At 66.4% G+C, this 17,573-nt stretch carries 18 protein-coding genes; 8 read left to right on the top strand and 10 right to left on the bottom strand.

Going from position 1 to position 17,573, the window contains the following annotated elements:
- Positions 1–3 precede the first annotated feature (3 nt).
- Positions 4–804, bottom strand: a complete 801-nt coding sequence (locus L1892_RS10520) for a TIGR03084 family metal-binding protein (protein ID WP_235723536.1) — start codon at positions 802–804, stop codon at positions 4–6.
- A 99-nt stretch (positions 805–903) separates the two neighbouring features.
- Positions 904–1,824 carry a hotdog domain-containing protein gene (locus L1892_RS10515; RefSeq protein WP_235723535.1) on the bottom strand — a complete coding sequence of 307 codons (921 nt, stop codon included), beginning with the start codon at positions 1,822–1,824 and terminating at the stop codon, positions 904–906.
- Between the two features lie 163 nt (positions 1,825–1,987).
- Between L1892_RS10515 and L1892_RS10510 the strand changes: the two genes are divergently transcribed.
- The 5 genes from L1892_RS10510 (at position 1,988) to L1892_RS10490 (ending at position 7,378) form a co-directional block, all read left to right on the top strand.
- Complete coding sequence (locus L1892_RS10510) at positions 1,988–2,479, top strand: hypothetical protein (RefSeq protein ID WP_235723534.1); 492 nt, start codon at positions 1,988–1,990, stop codon at positions 2,477–2,479.
- Between the two features lie 78 nt (positions 2,480–2,557).
- On the top strand, positions 2,558–4,150 hold the full coding sequence (fadD1, locus tag L1892_RS10505) for a fatty-acid--CoA ligase FadD1 (RefSeq protein ID WP_235723533.1): 1,593 nt from the start codon (positions 2,558–2,560) through the stop codon (positions 4,148–4,150).
- Positions 4,151–4,158: 8 nt separating this feature from the next.
- A complete protein-coding gene (locus L1892_RS10500; RefSeq protein WP_235723532.1) occupies positions 4,159–5,289 on the top strand; it encodes a TIGR03857 family LLM class F420-dependent oxidoreductase in 1,131 nt (376 codons plus the stop codon).
- Complete coding sequence (locus L1892_RS10495) at positions 5,286–6,371, top strand: phosphotransferase (RefSeq protein ID WP_235723531.1); 1,086 nt, start codon at positions 5,286–5,288, stop codon at positions 6,369–6,371. Before L1892_RS10500 ends, L1892_RS10495 begins: the two co-directional genes overlap by 4 nt.
- Complete coding sequence (locus L1892_RS10490; RefSeq protein ID WP_235723530.1) at positions 6,368–7,378, top strand: NAD-dependent epimerase/dehydratase family protein; 1,011 nt, start codon at positions 6,368–6,370, stop codon at positions 7,376–7,378. The genes L1892_RS10495 and L1892_RS10490 overlap by 4 nt, the downstream gene beginning before the upstream one ends.
- A 15-nt stretch (positions 7,379–7,393) precedes the next feature.
- Here L1892_RS10490 and L1892_RS10485 read toward each other — a convergent pair whose 3' ends face one another.
- The 8 genes from L1892_RS10485 to L1892_RS10450 are packed head-to-tail and all read right to left on the bottom strand — an operon-like array spanning position 7,394 to position 14,287.
- A complete protein-coding gene (locus L1892_RS10485) occupies positions 7,394–8,290 on the bottom strand; it encodes an SDR family NAD(P)-dependent oxidoreductase (protein WP_235723598.1) in 897 nt (298 codons plus the stop codon).
- A gap of 13 nt (positions 8,291–8,303) precedes the next feature.
- Positions 8,304–9,572, bottom strand: coding sequence for a hypothetical protein (locus L1892_RS10480; protein WP_235723529.1), 1,269 nt, complete (start codon positions 9,570–9,572; stop codon positions 8,304–8,306).
- An 8-nt stretch (positions 9,573–9,580) separates the two neighbouring features.
- Positions 9,581–10,123, bottom strand: a complete 543-nt coding sequence (locus L1892_RS10475) for a Cif family virulence factor (RefSeq protein WP_235723528.1) — start codon at positions 10,121–10,123, stop codon at positions 9,581–9,583.
- Between the two features lie 15 nt (positions 10,124–10,138).
- Positions 10,139–10,333: a ferredoxin gene (locus tag L1892_RS10470; protein ID WP_235723527.1), complete on the bottom strand. Its 195-nt coding sequence runs from the start codon at positions 10,331–10,333 to the stop codon at positions 10,139–10,141.
- Positions 10,334–10,339: 6 nt separating this feature from the next.
- On the bottom strand, positions 10,340–11,683 hold the full coding sequence (locus L1892_RS10465) for a cytochrome P450 (RefSeq protein WP_235723526.1): 1,344 nt from the start codon (positions 11,681–11,683) through the stop codon (positions 10,340–10,342).
- Positions 11,680–12,468 carry an SDR family oxidoreductase gene (locus L1892_RS10460; protein WP_235723525.1) on the bottom strand — a complete coding sequence of 263 codons (789 nt, stop codon included), beginning with the start codon at positions 12,466–12,468 and terminating at the stop codon, positions 11,680–11,682. The genes L1892_RS10465 and L1892_RS10460 overlap by 4 nt, the downstream gene beginning before the upstream one ends.
- Entirely contained in the window at positions 12,468–13,706 is a 1,239-nt protein-coding gene (locus L1892_RS10455; protein ID WP_235723524.1) for a cytochrome P450, read from the bottom strand. The genes L1892_RS10460 and L1892_RS10455 overlap by 1 nt, the downstream gene beginning before the upstream one ends.
- Positions 13,706–14,287, bottom strand: coding sequence for a TetR/AcrR family transcriptional regulator (locus L1892_RS10450; RefSeq protein WP_235723523.1), 582 nt, complete (start codon positions 14,285–14,287; stop codon positions 13,706–13,708). The genes L1892_RS10455 and L1892_RS10450 overlap by 1 nt, the downstream gene beginning before the upstream one ends.
- Before the next feature lie 64 nt (positions 14,288–14,351).
- Here L1892_RS10450 and L1892_RS10445 point away from each other — a divergent pair, with 64 nt between their 5' ends.
- From L1892_RS10445 to L1892_RS10435, 3 genes are all read left to right on the top strand, one after another.
- Entirely contained in the window at positions 14,352–15,818 is a 1,467-nt protein-coding gene (locus tag L1892_RS10445) for an aldehyde dehydrogenase (RefSeq protein ID WP_235723522.1), read from the top strand.
- A gap of 114 nt (positions 15,819–15,932) precedes the next feature.
- A complete protein-coding gene (locus L1892_RS10440) occupies positions 15,933–16,679 on the top strand; it encodes an SDR family oxidoreductase (protein WP_235723521.1) in 747 nt (248 codons plus the stop codon).
- Complete coding sequence (locus L1892_RS10435) at positions 16,676–17,563, top strand: NAD(P)-dependent oxidoreductase (protein WP_235723520.1); 888 nt, start codon at positions 16,676–16,678, stop codon at positions 17,561–17,563. Before L1892_RS10440 ends, L1892_RS10435 begins: the two co-directional genes overlap by 4 nt.
- The last annotated feature ends 10 nt before the right edge of the window (positions 17,564–17,573 follow it).

Here is a 17,573-nt window from a genome sequence, read left to right as displayed (position 1 = left end):
TCGTCAGTCCTTCGTCGCGGTGCCGGCGGGTTCGCGGCCCGCTCCGGGCGGCCCGGCGAAGGCCTGGGCGATCCGAACCCATCGGCGCGCCTCGTCGCCGTCGACGGTCAGATCCGAGTCGGCCGCTGCACGCCGCTGGGTGACCACGCCGCAGAAATCGACGGCCGGACCCCGCACGATGTCGGGGGCGTCCTCGGGTCCCCACGTCCACAACTGCCCCGATGGCGCGGTGAGCTCGTAGCGGAACGCAGCCTCCGGCGGGGTCAGCCCGTTGACCGTGTAGGCGAAGTCGCGGGTACGGACCCCGATGTGCACGACACCCTTGATGCGGTCGGTGGGGGTCCGCGCCACCCCCAGCGCGTCGGCGACGTCGAGCCCGTGCGCCCAGGTCTCCATCAGTCGCGCGGTGGCCATCGACGCCGCCGACATCGGCGGTCCGAACCACGGGATCTTCACACCGTCGGGCACAGCGCGCAGGGCATCCGCGAGCGCGCTACGCGCGGTCCGCCAGTCGTGGAGGATTCGCGCGGGGGCTGCGGCCGCACCACGCTCGGCGGCCTCGTCGACGTAACGCTCCGCGTTCGGCGCCGCCTCGGTGAGCGCGACCGCGAACCCGTCGGGGTCGGTAGCGGCGAGCAACGCCATCCCGTCGGTCCAGCTCAGGTGGGCGATCTGATGTGCAATCGTCCATCCGGGAGCCGGAGTCGGCCGGGACCAGGTGGCATCGTCAAGGTCGGCCACCAGGTCATCGAGTTCTCGGGATTCATCGCTCAGATCGGCGACGAGAGTGTCCACCAACGACATGCGACCAGCGTCACACATGCCGTCAGAAAAAGCAATCATGCTTGATTGTTTTTTACCGCCGCCATCGCACGTCCGGCGTCGAAACCCGGCCCGCAGAACTCAGCGATAGATGACGTCAGCGGCCGCGGTGCTCAGCACCGTGCTGTCGGCCGACCGCATGATCGCCTCGAAGGACGCGATCCGACGACCCGCCTTCACCGGCCGCACGTCGACGGCGAGCTCGCCGCCGTGCACTGCCGGCGACCTGAGGAACCCGATGGCGAGGTCGCCGAGCTGGTAGTCCGCGCCGGCGGCGGCGTTGGCCTGACCGGCGAACGAGCATGCCTGCGCCGCGATCGCAGCGATCACTCCCCCATGCATGGTGCCGAAGATGTTGCCCATCCAGGGCTCGGTGGTGATCAGGAAACGCACACCGGCGGCGCGGTCGTAGTCGACGAGTTCGACCCGACCGTTGAGAAGGTCGGCGATCGGCCCGGCCGGGCGTATCCCGTTCGCGATCTGCTCGACGATCTCCCGCCCGGTCAGGGACGGCTCGATGGCCGGCGGCAGTTCGACGCCATGGGTGTAGGCACCGCTGGGTGTGGGTTCGGCGCCGCGGGGCTCGGCGGGATGCGCGTCGAAGGATCGCCCCACCGCCACGTTGCGCGCGGTTCCGGTACAGCACAGCCGTCCGGTCGAGGTGACCAGATCGACCCGGGTCGAACCGAAGCCGTCGTCGTGCATCATCAGCTCGGCGGTCCCGGTGACCCGGTCATCCACGCCGACGCGCCCCTGCATCGACATCGCCAGCCGCGCCTGTACGCACGGGGACCCGTTGGGGCCGGACCGGAAGAACGGCAGGCCCCCCAGGTGATCGAACAGCACCGCCAGGGCCGCCAGGTCGATGCGGCCGCGGTGATCGGCGAACAGCGGTCCGAGCTGCTGGTCGGCGGCCACCCGGCCGCCCTCGACCATGGCCACGTTGCCGATACCGAAGGCACTCATCGGATCGGTCGGCGGCTCGCGGTCTGTCCAGTTCATGTCGGCAACCATGGACCAATCCAAGCACTCGCATCGCAGTGGTCGGCGTCACGCATCTCGGATGCATAACAGATCACCACGGGCGCGCCCCGGCGGCCGTGGGCGTCGGCGACCCTGGGAGGCAACGCCGGCGACCATGCGGGCCCACCTCGAAGGGAAAGCAATGACCGTGATCGCGTCCCGACTCGTCTCCCGCGGTACCACCGCGCGCCAGTCCACCCTGATCGCCGCAGCAGCTGCCGCCGGGCTCACCCTGAGCGTCGGCGCGGGCGTTGCCGATGCCGCACCGACCCCGTTGCGTGTCGACCAGGCCCCGAATGTCGGCATCACTGTCGACGACAACGGGATCTCGGGAGGTTTTGCCGCCGATCTCACCGCGGTGGCAGCCGACGGTGAGCGCACCCGGTTGGCGCTGCGGCCGTTCGCCGAGGCATGTGCCGACAGCCTGGCCACCGCACGGGTGGCCATCACCTGGCGCAACGTGAACACGAACCGCACCGACGACGTCACCTTCCCGGTCTGCGCTGCCGGCAAGCCCTCGTCGGGCGCGGTCGTATCCACTGGCATCGGCCGGATATCGTTCACCACCACCATCATCGGACGGGCCGAGCAGGCCTTCACGATCAGCCCCGGCACCGGCTGGTTCATCCGCTGATCGGCTCCGCGGAACGTCCGAGTAGACATTTCTCGGAATCTGTTCACAAGGAATGAGAACACGTTCTACAGTGAGGACGTGGCCGAGACCGTGACGCAGCTCCTCCGCGAGCGCACCGACGACGACAACCTGGCGATCACCTACAACGACATGCAATGGTCGTGGCGGGAGTACATCGCGGCTGCCGAACGTGCCGCAGCCGCGGTCTTGACGCTGACCGACCGGTCACGGCCGCCGCATGTCGGTGTCCTACTCGGCAACACACCGGACATGCTGATCGCGCTGGCCGCGGGAGCACTCGGCGGCTACGTCACCGTCGGTCTCAACAACACCCGCCGCGGCGAAGGTCTGGCGGCCGACATCGTCCGCGCCGACTGCCAGATCCTCATCACCGATGCCGAGCATCGCCCGCTGCTCGCCGGTCTGAATCTGTCCGGGGTTCGTGTGCTCGACACATCGTCGCCGGAGTGGGCCACGCTGCTGGCCGATGCCGGCGAGCTGGTCCCGCTGAGCGAGCCGACCGCAATGGACACGTTCATGCTGATCTTCACCTCCGGAACCAGTGGTAACCCCAAACCGGTTCAGTTCGCGCACATGATGATTCCGTTCGCCGGACCGGTCCTGGCCGACAAGTACGATGTGGGACCAGGGGATGTCTGCTACCTGTCGATGCCACTGTTCCACTCCGCGGCCCTGATGGGCGGCTACTGCGTGGCGCTGTGTGGCGGGGCGGCGATCGCACCGGCGAAGTTCTCCGCGTCGACCTTCCTCGACGACATCCGGCGATACCGGGCCACCTACATGAACTACGTCGGGAAACCACTGGCCTACATCCTCGCCACCGAGGAGCGGTCCGACGACGCCGACAACCCTCTGCGCGTGGCGTTCGGCAACGAGGCCACCGACCGCGACATCAACGAGTTCTCCCGCCGTTTCGCATGCACGGTGTGGGACGGCTTCGGCTCCACCGAACTCGCCATCATCATCACCCGCGAACCGGGCACACCGGAGGGTTCCATCGGCAAGGGTTTTCCCAATGTGGCCGTGTACAACTCGGACACGCTCACCGAGTGTCCGCGTGCCGAGTTCGACGAGAACGGCGCACTGACCAACGCGGAGGACGCCATCGGCGAGCTGGTCAACATCGAGGGCGCCGGCATGTTCATGGGCTACTACAACGACGCCGACGCCACCAGCGAACGAATCCGTCACGGGATGTACTGGTCCGGCGACCTCGCCTACAAGGACGCCGACGACTGGATCTACCTCGCCGGGCGGACCGGCGACTGGATGCGGGTCGATGGCGAGAACCTGGCCGCCGGACCGATCGAACGCAATCTGCTGCGCATTCCCGAACTCAACCGGGTGGCCGTGTACGCGGTCCCGGACGAGCATGTCGGTGACGCGGTGATGGCGGCGGTCGTGTTGCAGGACGACGCGAAGTTGACACCCGAGTCGTTCGCCGAACAGCTTGCCGCACAACCGGACCTGTCCCCCAAGGCGTGGCCGCGGTTCGTCCGTATCGAGGATGACCTGCCCACCACTGCGACGAACAAGATCCTCAAGCGGGAGCTCAAGAAGGACGGACCGACCTCGACCGGCGGAACGTTGTGGGTGCGGGATGCGCGGTCCAGGGACTACCGGGTGGTGACCACCTCGGCGGCCGTGTGAGCGTGCGAATGCCCGTCGACCCCTCCGACCCGCGCAAGCCGCTTCCGGAGATCGGCTACTACGCACTCTCCCGGCACCCCGTCAACCCGGGTGAGCTGGTAGACGAGGCCGCCCTGGCGGATCGAGCCGGTTTCGGGACCGCATTCGTCTCCGAACGGTTCAACGTCAAGGACGCCGCCGTCCTCTGCGGGGCCATCGCGGCTGCGACCACGCGTATCGGGGTCGCCACCGCGGCAACCAATCACAACACCCGTCACCCGATCATCACCGCGACGATGGGGGCAACTCTCGCCGAACTCAGCGGCAACCGGTTCGCCCTGGGCCTCGGCCGCGGGATCGACGCGCAGTGGCAGATCCTCGATGTGCCGCCGGTCACCGGGGCGCAACTCGCCGATGTCGCCGAAGTTCTCCGCATCTTGTGGCGCGGCGAGATGATCGTCGGACACGACGGCCCGATCGGGAGCTTTCCGCTGCTGAATCTCGGCGTCTCGGTGACACCGGTACCGGTCATGCTGATCACCATGTCCCGCCGGACACTCGAACTCGCCGGTCGCATCGCCGACGGCGTGGTGCTGCACACCTTCTTTTCCGACGAGGCGACGCGTAGAGCCGTAGAGATCGTGCGCACCGCCGCCGAACGCGCCGGACGGGACCCGGCGTCGGTACGCATCTGGTCGGTCCTGGCCACCATCCCCGACGGACTCGGTGACGCCGAACGACTCCGTCGCCTCTACGGACGACTGGCCACGTACCTGCAGGGCTACCCCGATGTCCTCATGAAGGCCAATGACTGGGCCGCGGCAGATCTCGAACACCTGAGAGCGACGGACGCGTTCGTCGGCGCGCGCGGTCCGATTGACGCCACCGCGACCGACGACGAGATCCGGCAACTCCATGCGGCCATACCGCAAGCGTGGGTGGCCGACTCGGCGACCGGCAGCGCGGCACAGTGCGCCGCCACTATTGCCCACCAATTCGACCTCGGTGTCGACTCCGTCATCCTGCACGGGGCGGCCCCGTCCGAACTCCTCGACGTCCTCGCCGCGTATCGGTCCATCCGACCGGAACTGCCTGATCTCCCGGTCAATCCCGGACTCTCCGCGGCCTACGCGCGCGTCTCGATCGGTGACACTCGATGACCGGGAGCGGGGTGAGTCCATCGCCCTCGAAACCGGGGTTGATCCCCACCGATGTCGACGCGGTCACCGCCGACTTCCTCACCGGTGTGCTGCGTTCGGCCGGTCACGTGGCGACGGTGGCTTCGGTGTCGGCATCTCCGGTCGGTTCCGGTCAGATGGCCAGTTCGTTCCGGTTGTCGCTCACCTACGCGATCAACGACGCGACGCTCCCGACAACCATGGTCGCCAAGATCGCCACCGGCCCACTCGACCAACGCACGTTCGCAGTGGGCGCATTCCGCAACGAAGTTGCCTTCTACGCCGACATCGCCCCGACAGTCGACGTCCCCACTCCACGCGCATACGCGGCGGTGATCTCCGATGCGGGAAGCGAGTTCGTGCTGCTCCTCGAGGACATGGCCCCGGCGGAGCAGGGTGATCAGATCGCCGGCGCCGATCCGCAGGCCGTCACCGCGGTTGCCGTTGCCGCCGCCGGCCTGCACGCACCCCGGTGGTGCGATGAAACGCTGCTCACCGAAGCCGGCCTGAACTTGCCCACCGCCGAGGACGCGGACATGATGCAGGAGTTCCTCGTCCCGATGGCGGACACCTTCCGCGAGCGGTTCGCGCCGACGGGGCCGGACTCTGCAGCCCTCGACCATCTCGTGGCGCACGCACACGACTGGCTCGTCGCATCCGACCAGCCGTACACGATCATCCACTCCGACCTGCGGCTCGACAACATCCTGTTCGATCCGGACGGAACGGCCACGGTGGTCGACTGGCAGACCATTGCCGCCGGTCCCCCCTTGCGTGACATCGCATTTCTGGTCTCTACGAGTCTGTCGGTCACGGACCGGCGCGCTCATGAACGAGCCATCGTGAGCGCCTACCACGACGCACTGTGCACACGCGGGATCGCCGACTACTCGGCAGCGCAGTGCTGGAACGATTACGTCGACGGCCTGCTGCACACGCTGCTGCTGGTGGTGTTCGGCGCGGGCGCGGCGCAGCCCACCGAGCGTGGTGATCGCATGTTCGCGACCATGTTGTCGCGGGGTGCCGCAGCCGTCGCCGATCATGCGAGCGGATCGTCGGGGTGAAACTGGTGATCGGGGCGACCGGTTTCCTCGGCTCCCGGGTGACGCGGCAGTTGGTCGAATCCGGCGAACACGTGCGGGTTCTGGTGCGCGCGACCAGCAACACCCGGGCCATCGACGATCTCGATGTGGAGCGGGTGGTCGGCGACCTGTTCGACAGCGACGCGCTGGCGTCGGCGATGTCGGGCTGCGAGGTGGTGTACCACTGCGCGGTAGACGCGCGCGCCTGGCTCACCGATGGCTCGGTGTTGGATCGAACCAATGTTGACGGGGTGCGTTCGGTGCTTGACGTCGCCGCCCGTGCCGACCTGCGAAAATTCGTGTTCACCAGCAGCATCGCGACGATCGGACGCCGTCCGGACGCCATCGTCGACGAGACCGACGAGTTCAACTGGCACCACGAGGCGAACGATTACATCCGGTCCCGGGTCGCCGGCGAGGACGTCGCCCTGGGTTACGGACGCGACGGCCGGGTGCCGGTCGTCGCGCTGTGCGTGGCCAACACCTACGGCCCTGGCGACTACCTGCCCACCCCGCACGGGTCGTTCGTCGCGGGCGCCGCGCTGGGCAAACTGCCCTTCACCGTTCGCGGGATGCGCACCGAATCGGTGGGTGTCGACGATGCCGCCGCCGCGCTCCGTCTCGCCGCCGACAAGGGCCGCGTCGGCGAACGCTACATCATCGCCGAGTCGCAGATCGACCTCGACGAGGTCGTGTCCATCGCAGCCGGCATCGCCGGTCGTCGAGAACCCCGTCTGGTGTTGCACAAACCGACGATGTATGCGATCGGTGCGGTGGGCTCCTTGCGCAGCCGACTGACCGGTGCCACACCCAAGCTCAGCGTGCAGACCGTACGGCTGATGCACCAGATGTCGCAGATGGATCACCGCAAGGCGGTGCGCGAACTCGGTTGGGAGCCGGCACCGGTGGCCGATGCCGTGCGTGCGGGGGCGCGGTTCTGGCTCGACCTCGCGGCGCGGCGAACGGCTGCAGGTGCCGGCCCTTCGTGACGCCCACCCCTCACATCAGTTCGTGCCCAGCAACTCCGCGAGTTCGCTCAGCGTGTAGGGGGCGCTGTCCTTGTGGTCGCGGTAGGCGACGAACGACGCCTGCTGGGGCTCATAGCGCCCGATGAAACCGCCTGCTGCGGTGAATATTTGACCGGTGACGTGTCGTGCGGCGCCGCTGGCGAGGAACACGTAGAGCGCGGCGACGTACTCGGGCGGGGCAGGGTCGAGCGCCGCGTCCCGGGTCACCTCGTCGAGTATCCCTCGCCGATGCAGGCTCTCGATATGCGACACGTAGTCGTCACCGCTCGACAACCGCGACTTCGCACCGGGCATCACCACGTTCACCCGGACGCCACGGTCGGCGAGGTCGGCACCAGCGGCCAGCGCAAGGGCGTTGACCCCGCCCTTGGCCGCCGGGTAGCCACTGCCCCCGAACATCCCGAGCGAGGCCGCGGACCCGGTCAGGACGATCGACCCGGTCTGCTGTTCGGCGAAGACCCGGCCGGCGGCCTGCATCAGATGAAATGCACTCATCAGATGTGCGTCGAGCTGGTCACGGAACTCCTCGGCGCTGATCGACAGGATCGTCGATCCCGGCGGTTCGGCGATGCCGGCACAGTTGATGGCGATGTCGAGCGCCCCGAACTCCGAGAGCGCCGCATCGACCATCTTCTGGGCCACACCGTCGTCACCGGCCGACCCGACAACGCCCACCGCATAGCCACCACCGCCACGGATCTCGGTGACGGTCTCATCGACGGCAACCGGATCTCGACCGTTGATCACCACCGACACACCTCGTCCGGCGAGCGCGTATGCCACCGACAGACCGATCCCCCGGGTCGCGCCGGCCACCGCGGCAACGCGACCCGAGAGACTCAGGTCCCCCGCCCCCGGCCAGGGGGCGGTCACCGACTCGGGGTCATCAAACACCGCTACCCACCGGCGTGATCGGAATCGATCGCCCACGGTCGGTGAACTCGAAGTCGGCGCCCGAACTGAATCGCGCGATCGCCACCTCCCCTGACTCCTGGTGCGCGGCATCTCCTCTGCTCATCACGAACTCGGTGACTCCGTCGGCAGCGGTTGCCGACGACACCGCCCAGTATGCGTCCACCGCGGTCGCGATCGCCTGCAGCGGTTCGACGTGGTCGGCATCGAGAAGCGCGATCCAGCCGCCGTCGACGGCCGCATCCGACTCGGTGGGCACCACAACGATGACGTCGTCCCCCCGCACCTCGGCAGCCACCCCGGTGTAGGCGAGCGGACCGAGAACCGGATGCAGGTTGATCACCGTCGCCAGGGCCGACGCGTCGGCGCCCAGCGTCAGCGCCCGCCGCAGACGGTCGGCCGACAATCCCGCGATGCCGGTCAGCTGTTTGCGGTAGATTTCGCGCACCTGGGCCTCATCGGTCGCGTGCCGACGAACCGACCAGAGGAAGCCGAGCGACAACAGCTGGTGCTGCAGTGCGATCTCCTCGGCGATCCGGGCGAGCGCGGTGTGTGACCACTCCCGGAACTGGAGGTCGGCGAGCAGCGGTCCCCGGTAGTCGACCAGTCCGTCTGTCGCCGACGCGTCGATGGGGGTGAGCGTCACCGTCCCGGCTCGGGTGCCGAACATCTCCTGCGCATCGGACGGCAACGGCAGTTCGTCGCGGTCGTCCTCGATCGTCACTGTCCACTCACAATGCGGTGTACGACCTTCCGGCCGTCGCGGCGGCCGGTGGATCGGACGGATGCGCGCCCGACGGTTCGTGGCGATGGCAGTGGCGTCGAAAGTCGGGTCCTCGATGTCGTGGCACATCGTGGTGACGTAGTCGTCGCCCATCGGTTCCACGTCCATCAACGCGCCGCAGTGCTGCAGGAAGAAGGAACCGTGGTACTTGTCGGTCACCTCATAGCGAAAGTCCATGAACTGTGGTGGCGCACCGATGTCGAGTTGCAGACATTTGAACATGTCCTCGACGCCGTCGCCGTCGATGCCGAGAGCGGTGCGCATACGCTGGGTGTAGACGGGGCTGGCGGCCATCCACTCCTCGATGGCGACCTGCCCCATCACTTCTCGCCCGAAGGCGCTGATCAGGTGTGCCATACCACTGCGGTCGATCAACTGCCCGGAGAGCAGGAGTTCGGGCACCAAGACGGCGAGTTGCGACTGACTCAGACCTTGGTAGGCCGGGGCTAAGGTAGTCATCTCAGTGCTCACCAGAACTCGACGGGCGCCTTGCCGAACGGATACCAGCCCGGCTGATCGCCGGTGGCCTTCTCGATCCGCTTGAGCATGCCGTCACTCATCGCGTTGTTCTTCAGCATCTCGATGAACAGCGCCGACACGTTCCCGTAGTCGAAGAAGTCGCGCTGCCAGGAGAACTGGAAGTTACCGGCGTACTTGAACCAGCTGCCCTGAATACCCTCGAGGGCGTAGTTGGTGCCGTCCTCGCGGGTGCCCTGATACACCTGCTTCCAGAAACCGATCATGTCGCCGGTCTGATCGTCGATCACCCACGCCTGATACGGATACTCCCAACCTTCGAGGCCCTCCATCTCCTGGCCGAGTGCGATGTCGCGGATCTCGTCGCGTCCGACGGCCATGAAATCTTTGTCGGGGCCGTAATTCCACCCGTAGGTGGCGTCTTCGGTGTAGAACTCCGCCAGCGGTTTCCAGTCGCCGGCCTTCTCCGCCTCGACGTTGGCGGCCAGCCAACGCTGTTTCATCTCTTCCAGTTCGGCACGATCAAAAGGCATGTCGCGTCTCTCCACTCACTCGTCGTCCACAATCTTGAGGGCTTGTGTCGGGCAATACATGACCGCGGCCTCGACCTCGGCTCGGCGGCTCTCGTCTGGCTCCTTGTCGAGGATCTCGACGTGGTCGGAGTGCGCTCGGAAGACCTCAGGCGCCTCCATCTCGCACATGCCGTGCCCCTGGCACAGATCCAGATCCACTTCGACACGCATCGGCGCTCACCGCCTCCGGTACTTCACACGGCACGGCTGCTGCAGCTGAACGACCATCTTGGAATGATCATTGCGGTAGGTCTCCGACGGCTGCAGCATCTCGAACTCGTAGTTCTGGAACAGTACCGAGAAGATCGCCTTGAGCTGCATGATCGCGAACTGCGCCCCGACGCAACGATGGCGGCCGGCACCGAACGGAATCCACGTCCACCGGTTCACCAGGTCCTCCTGCCGGGGCTTGTCATAGCGATCCGGATCGAAGGTGTCCGGCTCGGGGAAGTCCTCGGGTAGCCGGTTGGAGATGGCCGGGGACACCGCGATCGACTGACCTGCCGTGATCTCGAAGTCCTCGATGTGGAAGTCGTTCTGCACCACACGCATCAGGATGATCAGCGGTGGGTGCAGCCGCAGGGCCTCCTTGAGCGCATTCTCCAACTGCGGCATCTGCCGGGTGTGGGCAAAAGTGTATTCGGGCCGTTCGCCGTCGGGGGTGTCGCCGTAGATCTCGTCGAGTTCGGCGTACACGCGCCCCATGTAGTCGGGGTTGCGCAACAATTCGATCAGCGTCCACGCTGCGGTTCCTGAGGTGGTGTGGTGGCCGGCGAACATCATCGAGATGAACATCCCGGTGATGGTGTTGGCGTCGAATCCGACCTGGACGAGAACATCCATCAGGTCGCGATCTTCTTTGTTCTCAGTCGGATTCGCGATCCGCTCGTCCATCACGCCCTGGATGAACTCCACCAACTCGGCTCGGGCCTCGTCGCGCTTGCGGAAGCTTTCGATGTCGGCGTTGTAGTCGACGTAGGCGATCGGGTCGGTGCCCTTCTCCAGGTCGTGGAACAGGTGCGCGATGTGTCCGTTGAGCCGCTCGCGGAACTTGCGGCCGATCAGGCACGCCGACGACGTGTACAGCGTGAGTTCGGCGAAGAACTCGAGCAGGTCGATCTCGCCTTCGTCACCCCAGTCGGCGATGATGCGTTCGACCTCGTTCGGGATGGTCACCGCGTGCTGCTTCATGTGCGGGCCCTTGAGCGCCGAGTTGTGGATGGCCTTGGAGCGCTCTTCGGGGCTGGTGTCGAAGACGACGCCCTCCCCGAACACCGGCGTCATGAACGGGTAGGCGGCCGCCTGGTCGAGATCTTCTTCCGGCGCGCGGAAGAACTCCTCATTGGCAAGTGCACCGGAGACGAGGACCACCTCCCGGTCGGCGAGCTGGAACTGGCCCACATCGCCACACTCGTCGCGGACCCGCCAGAACAGTCCGATGGGGTCGGAGGCGAGTTCGTCGAGGTGGCCGTGTTCGCCGTCCCCGCCGGAGACGCGCTGGGGTTTGGTGAGTGCGGTCATGCGTCGGTTCCCTTCTTGGTCAATGCTCCTTCGGCCTCGATCTCCACCACGCGCATGTGCGCCCCGCGCGGCATCGCGACGATGGCGCCGATCCCCTGCGCAAGGTGTTCGGGGGCAAGGAAGTTCCCATGCCGAGCGAGGCCGTGTCTGATCCAGTCGTTGAGCATGGCGTCGGTGGATTTCTGATCCAGGTTCATACCCATGCCGGTGATGGTCTGGCCCGGCCGGATGATGCTGGCCCGCACGCCGGTTCCTTCGAGTTCCAGCTGCACGGTCGCGACCAGGCCGTCGATACCCGACTTCGCCGCCACGTAGGCCGACGACCAGGGTCGCGGATGCAGCGCCACATCCGAACCGATGAACACGAAGTCACCGCGTCCGCGTTCGATCATGTCCGGGACCACCGCACGGTAGATGCGGTGTGCGCCGACGAGGTGGATGTTCACCTGCGACGCGAACTCCTCGGGCGACGTCTCGTAGGAGAGTCCGATCGCGAGGTCACCCGCACCGGAGACCGCGATCTCGATTGGCCCCAGGGCTGCCTGCGCCTTCGCCACGCAGTCGACGACGGATTGTTCGTCGGTCACGTCGAGCGGGACCGCCACCGCCTCACCACCATTGGCGGTGATCTTCTCGGCGATCTCGTGGCACTTGTCCACGCGCCGGGCTGCGAGTGCGACCGGATAGCCTGCGTCGGCCAGATATTCGGCGGTCGCTGCGCCGATACCCGAGGACGCACCGGCGATCAGCACCGGTCGTCTGTCCGGATGAGGGATGAATGCCATCAGCGCACCTGCACTTTCACGGGTAGTTGGGCGAAGCCACGAACATTCACCGAGTGGACGCGGACGGCACGATCCATGTCGATGTCCACCGACTTGATGGTGCGAACCACCTCGGACAGACCGATGTTCGATTCGAGTCGCGCGAGGTGCGCGCCGAGACAGAAGTGGGTCCCCATGCCGAAGCTCATCAGCGCTTGGCTGCAGTCGCGGCCGATCTGGTACCGATCGGCGTTGTCGAAGACCTCGTCGTCCCGGTTGGCCGAACCGACGAGCAGCAGCACCCGATCACCCTCCGGGATGGTGATGTCACCGAAAGTGGTGTCGGCGGCGACTTTGCGCAGCACCATCTGCGTCGAGTTGTCGTATCTGAGGGTCTCCTCGGTCCAGTCGGGCACCATGTCCTCGTCGGCGATCACCTTGGCGAGTTCGGCCGGATTGCGCCAGGCCCAATACAGTGCGTTGGCAAGCAGTTTGGTCGTGGTCTCGTTGCCGGCGACCACCATCAGCACCATGAAGCCGACGATCTCGTCCTCGGTGAGGCTGGTCTTCTCGCCGGTCTCGTCGTCGTCGATCTCGGCGGCGATCAACGCCGACACCAGATCCTCGCCGAGATTGTTCCGGCGTTCGGCGATGAGTTCGGTGTAGTACTTGTGCAGTTCGATATAGGCGTAGACGGCGGCCTCGGGGATGTCGAGCACACCCTCTTCGCGATGCAGCAGCAGATCCGACTGCTGCCGCAGGAAGGCGCGATCGGCCTCGGGGACCCCCAGCAGTTCGGAGACGACGTCCATCGGGAGCAGGCCGGCGAAGTCCTCGACGTAGTCGAACTCGCCCATCTCGAGACATCTGTCCCAATGTTGCTGTGTCAGTGCGGTGATCCGATCTGTGAGGTCGTTGACGCGCCGTGGCGTGAACCCCTTGGACACCAGCTTCCGGATGCGCATGTGCTTCGGGTCGTCCATCGCCAAGAACGACATTGACTTGTGTGCGTCCGGCCCATACGACGACGGGTCCATCGACACGCCCCACGCGTTGGACAGGTTCACACTGTCGCGAAACCCCGTGCGCACATCGGAATGTTTGGCCAGCGCCCAGAAGTTCATCTCCGCGTTGTAGTAGACAGGCGCCTCGTCCCGGAGCCGAGCGTACGTCGGATACGGATCCTCGTGAAAGTCATAGGCATACGGATCGAACGGGACGAGATGCTCCATACCCGTCCCCGTGGCGGTATCGGTCATCACTTCTCCATCAGTAGGTGTGCTGCTGCGACCAGACGTTCGGATGTCTGCTCGTAGGACATATGCCCCATCCCCGCGTGCACCAGGCCACCGGCGTAGATCATCTCGAGTGCATCGAGCAGCGGACCCGGGTGCTCGGGGTCCACCTCGAGCGCCTCGGCGAGCCGGCGACGAATAAAACCGCCGATCCGCAGGCGCAGGTGCTCGACGTCCGGGTCGGTGCCCAACAGCGCCATGGTCACGGCGCCACCGAGCTGCCCCTCACCTGCCACCACCATCGAGACCTCACGCAGCACCTGGGCGACGCGCTCGGCCGGTGGCACCGACAGATCCGGCTCGGGCACACCCGCACTGAGGCGACGCCAGAACACCTCGGCGACCAGATGACTCTTCGACGAGAAATACGTGTACGCGGTCGCCGGGGCGACCCCCGCCAATTTCGCCACGGTGCGCACAGTGAGACCGTCGAAACCCTCGATGTTGAGCACCTCGACCGCCGCGTCGGTCAACCGGGTGACCGTCTCGGCCTGTTGCTGCGTCAGCCGTCGGCGAGTGGATTCCTGAGACACGGGACTGGACATGTGAGTCACGCTACACTAGGTTTGATCACGAGTCCAGACACCTGTCCAGATGGAGTTCCAGACCATGCCTCTACGCCCAGTGTCGTCGTCAGACCTGTTGATCGACGGCAAACTCGCTCCCGGCACCGGCGGCACTTTCGATGTGCGCAACCCGGCCACCGAAGAAGTACTCGGCCAGGCGGCCGATGCCACCGCCGACGACATGGACGCGGCGATCGCGGCCGCGCGCCGCGCCTTCGACACCACCGACTGGTCACGCGACCACGGGTTCCGCGCGCGCTGTCTGCGTCAGCTTCGCGATGCGCTGCTCGCCCACGGCGACGAGTTCCGCGAACTCGCCGTCGCCGAGGTCGGTTGCCCGACCTTCCTGACCTCCGGACCCCAATTCTCCGGCCCCGTCAACGATCTCGGCTACTTCGCCGACCTGGCCGAGTCCTACGAGTGGACCACCGATCTCGGCGAGGCGAAACCGATGGGCCTCAAGAACACCCGCGAAGTCCGGTACGAGGCGGTCGGGGTGGTCGGCGCCATCACCCCGTGGAACTTCCCGCACCAGATCAACTTCGCGAAGATCGGCCCCGCCTTGGCGGCCGGTTGCACGGTGGTACTCAAGCCCGCGCCGGACACCCCGTGGTGCGCGGCGTTGGTCGGCAAGGTCATCGCCGAGGAAACCGACTTCCCGCCCGGCGTCATCAACGTCGTCACCTCCAGCGATCACGCGCTCGGTGCGCAGCTCTCGACCGATCCGCGCGTCGACCTGGTCTCGTTCACCGGTTCCACCGCGACCGGCAAGAAGGTGATGGCCGGTGCCGCCGAGACATTGAAGAAGGTGTTCCTGGAACTCGGCGGGAAGTCGGCGTTCATCGTGCTCGACGACGCCGACATCGCGTCGGCCTGCTCGATGGCCGCGTTCAACGTGGTCACCCACGCCGGTCAGGGATGCGCCATCACCACCCGGCTGGTGGTCCCGCGCGAGAAGCTCGACGAGGCGATCACCGCGACGAAGAACGCGCTGGCGGGACTGCCCGCCGGCGATCCGAGCGACGCGGGAACCATCTGCGGACCGTTGATCTCGGCCGTCCAACGCGACCGGGTGGAGTCCTACATCGCGCTCGCCAGGAGCGAGGGCGGCACCATCGAGATCGGCGGCGGCCGTCCCGCCGACAGGGACAAGGGCTACTTCGTGGAGCCCACCCTGATATCCGGCCTGGACAACTCCGCCCGGGTCGCGCAGGAGGAGATCTTCGGGCCGGTGCTGGTGATCATTGCGCACGACGGCGACGATGATGCGATTCGCATCGCCAACGATTCACCATACGGCCTGTCGGGGGCGGTCTGGGGTACCGATCCGGACCGGATCAACAAGGTCGTCAACGGAGTCCGCACCGGGACCATGGGCATCAACGGCGGCATCTGGTACTCCGCCGACGTCCCGTTCGGTGGCTACAAGCAGTCCGGCATCGGTCGCGAGATGGGCGTCGCCGGATTCGAGGAGTATCTGGAGTCCAAGGCCGTGGCGACCCCGGCGTGACCCTTCGTGACGCTCGCAAGCTCGCTCCTCAGGGAACAGCAGGTGACGCTCGCAAGCTCGCTCCTCACCGACCAACAGATGACGCTCGCACAACCCACAACAGAAAGCAGCACAATGACTTCCGATAGTCGCAACCGTTTCGGAGACAAGACCATCATCGTGACCGGGGCCGCCGGCGGCATCGGTGAGGTCTATGCCCGCGCTCTGGCCGCCGAGGGCGCCAACGTCGTCGTCGCCGACCTCAACGACGACGCAGGTAAGCAGGTGGCCGCCGACATCAACGGTCTCTACGTCAGTACCGACGTCGCCGACGAACAGTCCGCGCAGGCGCTCGCCGCGGCGGCCGTCGACGCCTATGGCCGGATCGACGGTCTGGTCAACAACGCGGCGATCTACGGCGGGATGAAGCTCGACTTCCTGATCACCGTGCCCTGGGACTACTACAAGAAGTTCATGAGCGTGAACCTCGACGGCGCCCTCAACGTCACCCGGGCGGTGTACCCGCATATGACCGACGGCGGCGCGATCGTCAACCAGTCCTCCACCGCCGCATGGCTCTACAGCGGTTTCTATGGCCTGGCCAAAGTGGGTGTGAACGGCCTCACCCAGCAGCTGGCCACCGAACTGGGCGGACAGAACATCCGGGTCAACGCCATCGCGCCCGGCCCGATCGACACCGAGGCCACCCGCTCCACCACTCCCAAGGAAATGGTGGACGACATCGTCAACCGTCTGCCGCTCAAGCGTTTCGGGACACCGGAGGATCTGGTCGGCATGTGCTTGTTCCTGCTCTCCGACGAGGCCGGTTGGGTGACCGGGCAGATCTTCAATGTCGACGGTGGACAGGTCATCCGCTCATGAGTGACCCCGGCCCGGGACAGATCCGGCTCGGCTACGTCGGACTCGGCAACATCGGGGGTCCGATGGCCGCAAGCCTCACCGCCTGGTCGGACGAGCTCACGGTGTTCGACCTCTCCGCCGACGCAGTCGCCAAGCTCGTCGATGCGGGCGCCACCGCGGCGTCATCGTTGGTCGATCTCGCCACCCGTGCCGACATCATCGGCATCTGCGTGCTCAACGACGATCAGGTACGCACGGTCGTGTCCGGTGCCGGCGGGCTCCTCGAGGCCGCCACGCCCGGAACGATCATCGCCGTCCACTCCACCATCAGCCCGCAGACGGCCACCGAGTTGGCCGCCCACTGCGCCGACAAGGGCGTCACCCTGCTGGACGCACCGATCTCCGGGGGCGCGGCGGGTGCCGAGCAGCGGCGGCTGGCCATCATGGTCGGGGGTGACCGGGAGGCATACCTGCGGTTGAAGGAGCCTTACGCGGCGGTGTCGGACATGCTCGTCCACGCCGGCAACGACGTGGGCGCCGGCACCAAGATGAAATTGGCGCGCAACCTGATGCATTTCGTGGCGTTCACCGCGGCGATGGAGGCATCTCGCCTCGCCGAGGCCGCCGGGATCGACATCACCAAGCTCGGCAAAGTGGTTCGGCACACCGACGCGATCACCGGTGGGCCGGGTGCGATCATGCTGCGCGACACCACTGCCGACGTGGCACCCGACGACTTCTGGCACGACGTGCTGATCCCAGTCCGCGGGCTCGGCGAAAAGGATCTGACCCTGGCGCTGGAACTGGGACGCGAACTCGACGTCGACCTCCCCCTCGGCGAAATCGCGCTACGCGACTTCGCGGCGGAACTCGGTGTGCCACATCAGGAAGGAGAACAACGATGACGGCCCCACA

The sequence above is a fragment of the Gordonia tangerina genome, assembly GCF_021556435.1.
Lineage (GTDB): Bacteria > Actinomycetota > Actinomycetes > Mycobacteriales > Mycobacteriaceae > Gordonia > Gordonia tangerina.
The sequence above is the reverse complement of the archived record's forward strand: the minus strand, read 5'-3'. Positions and strand labels throughout refer to the sequence as shown.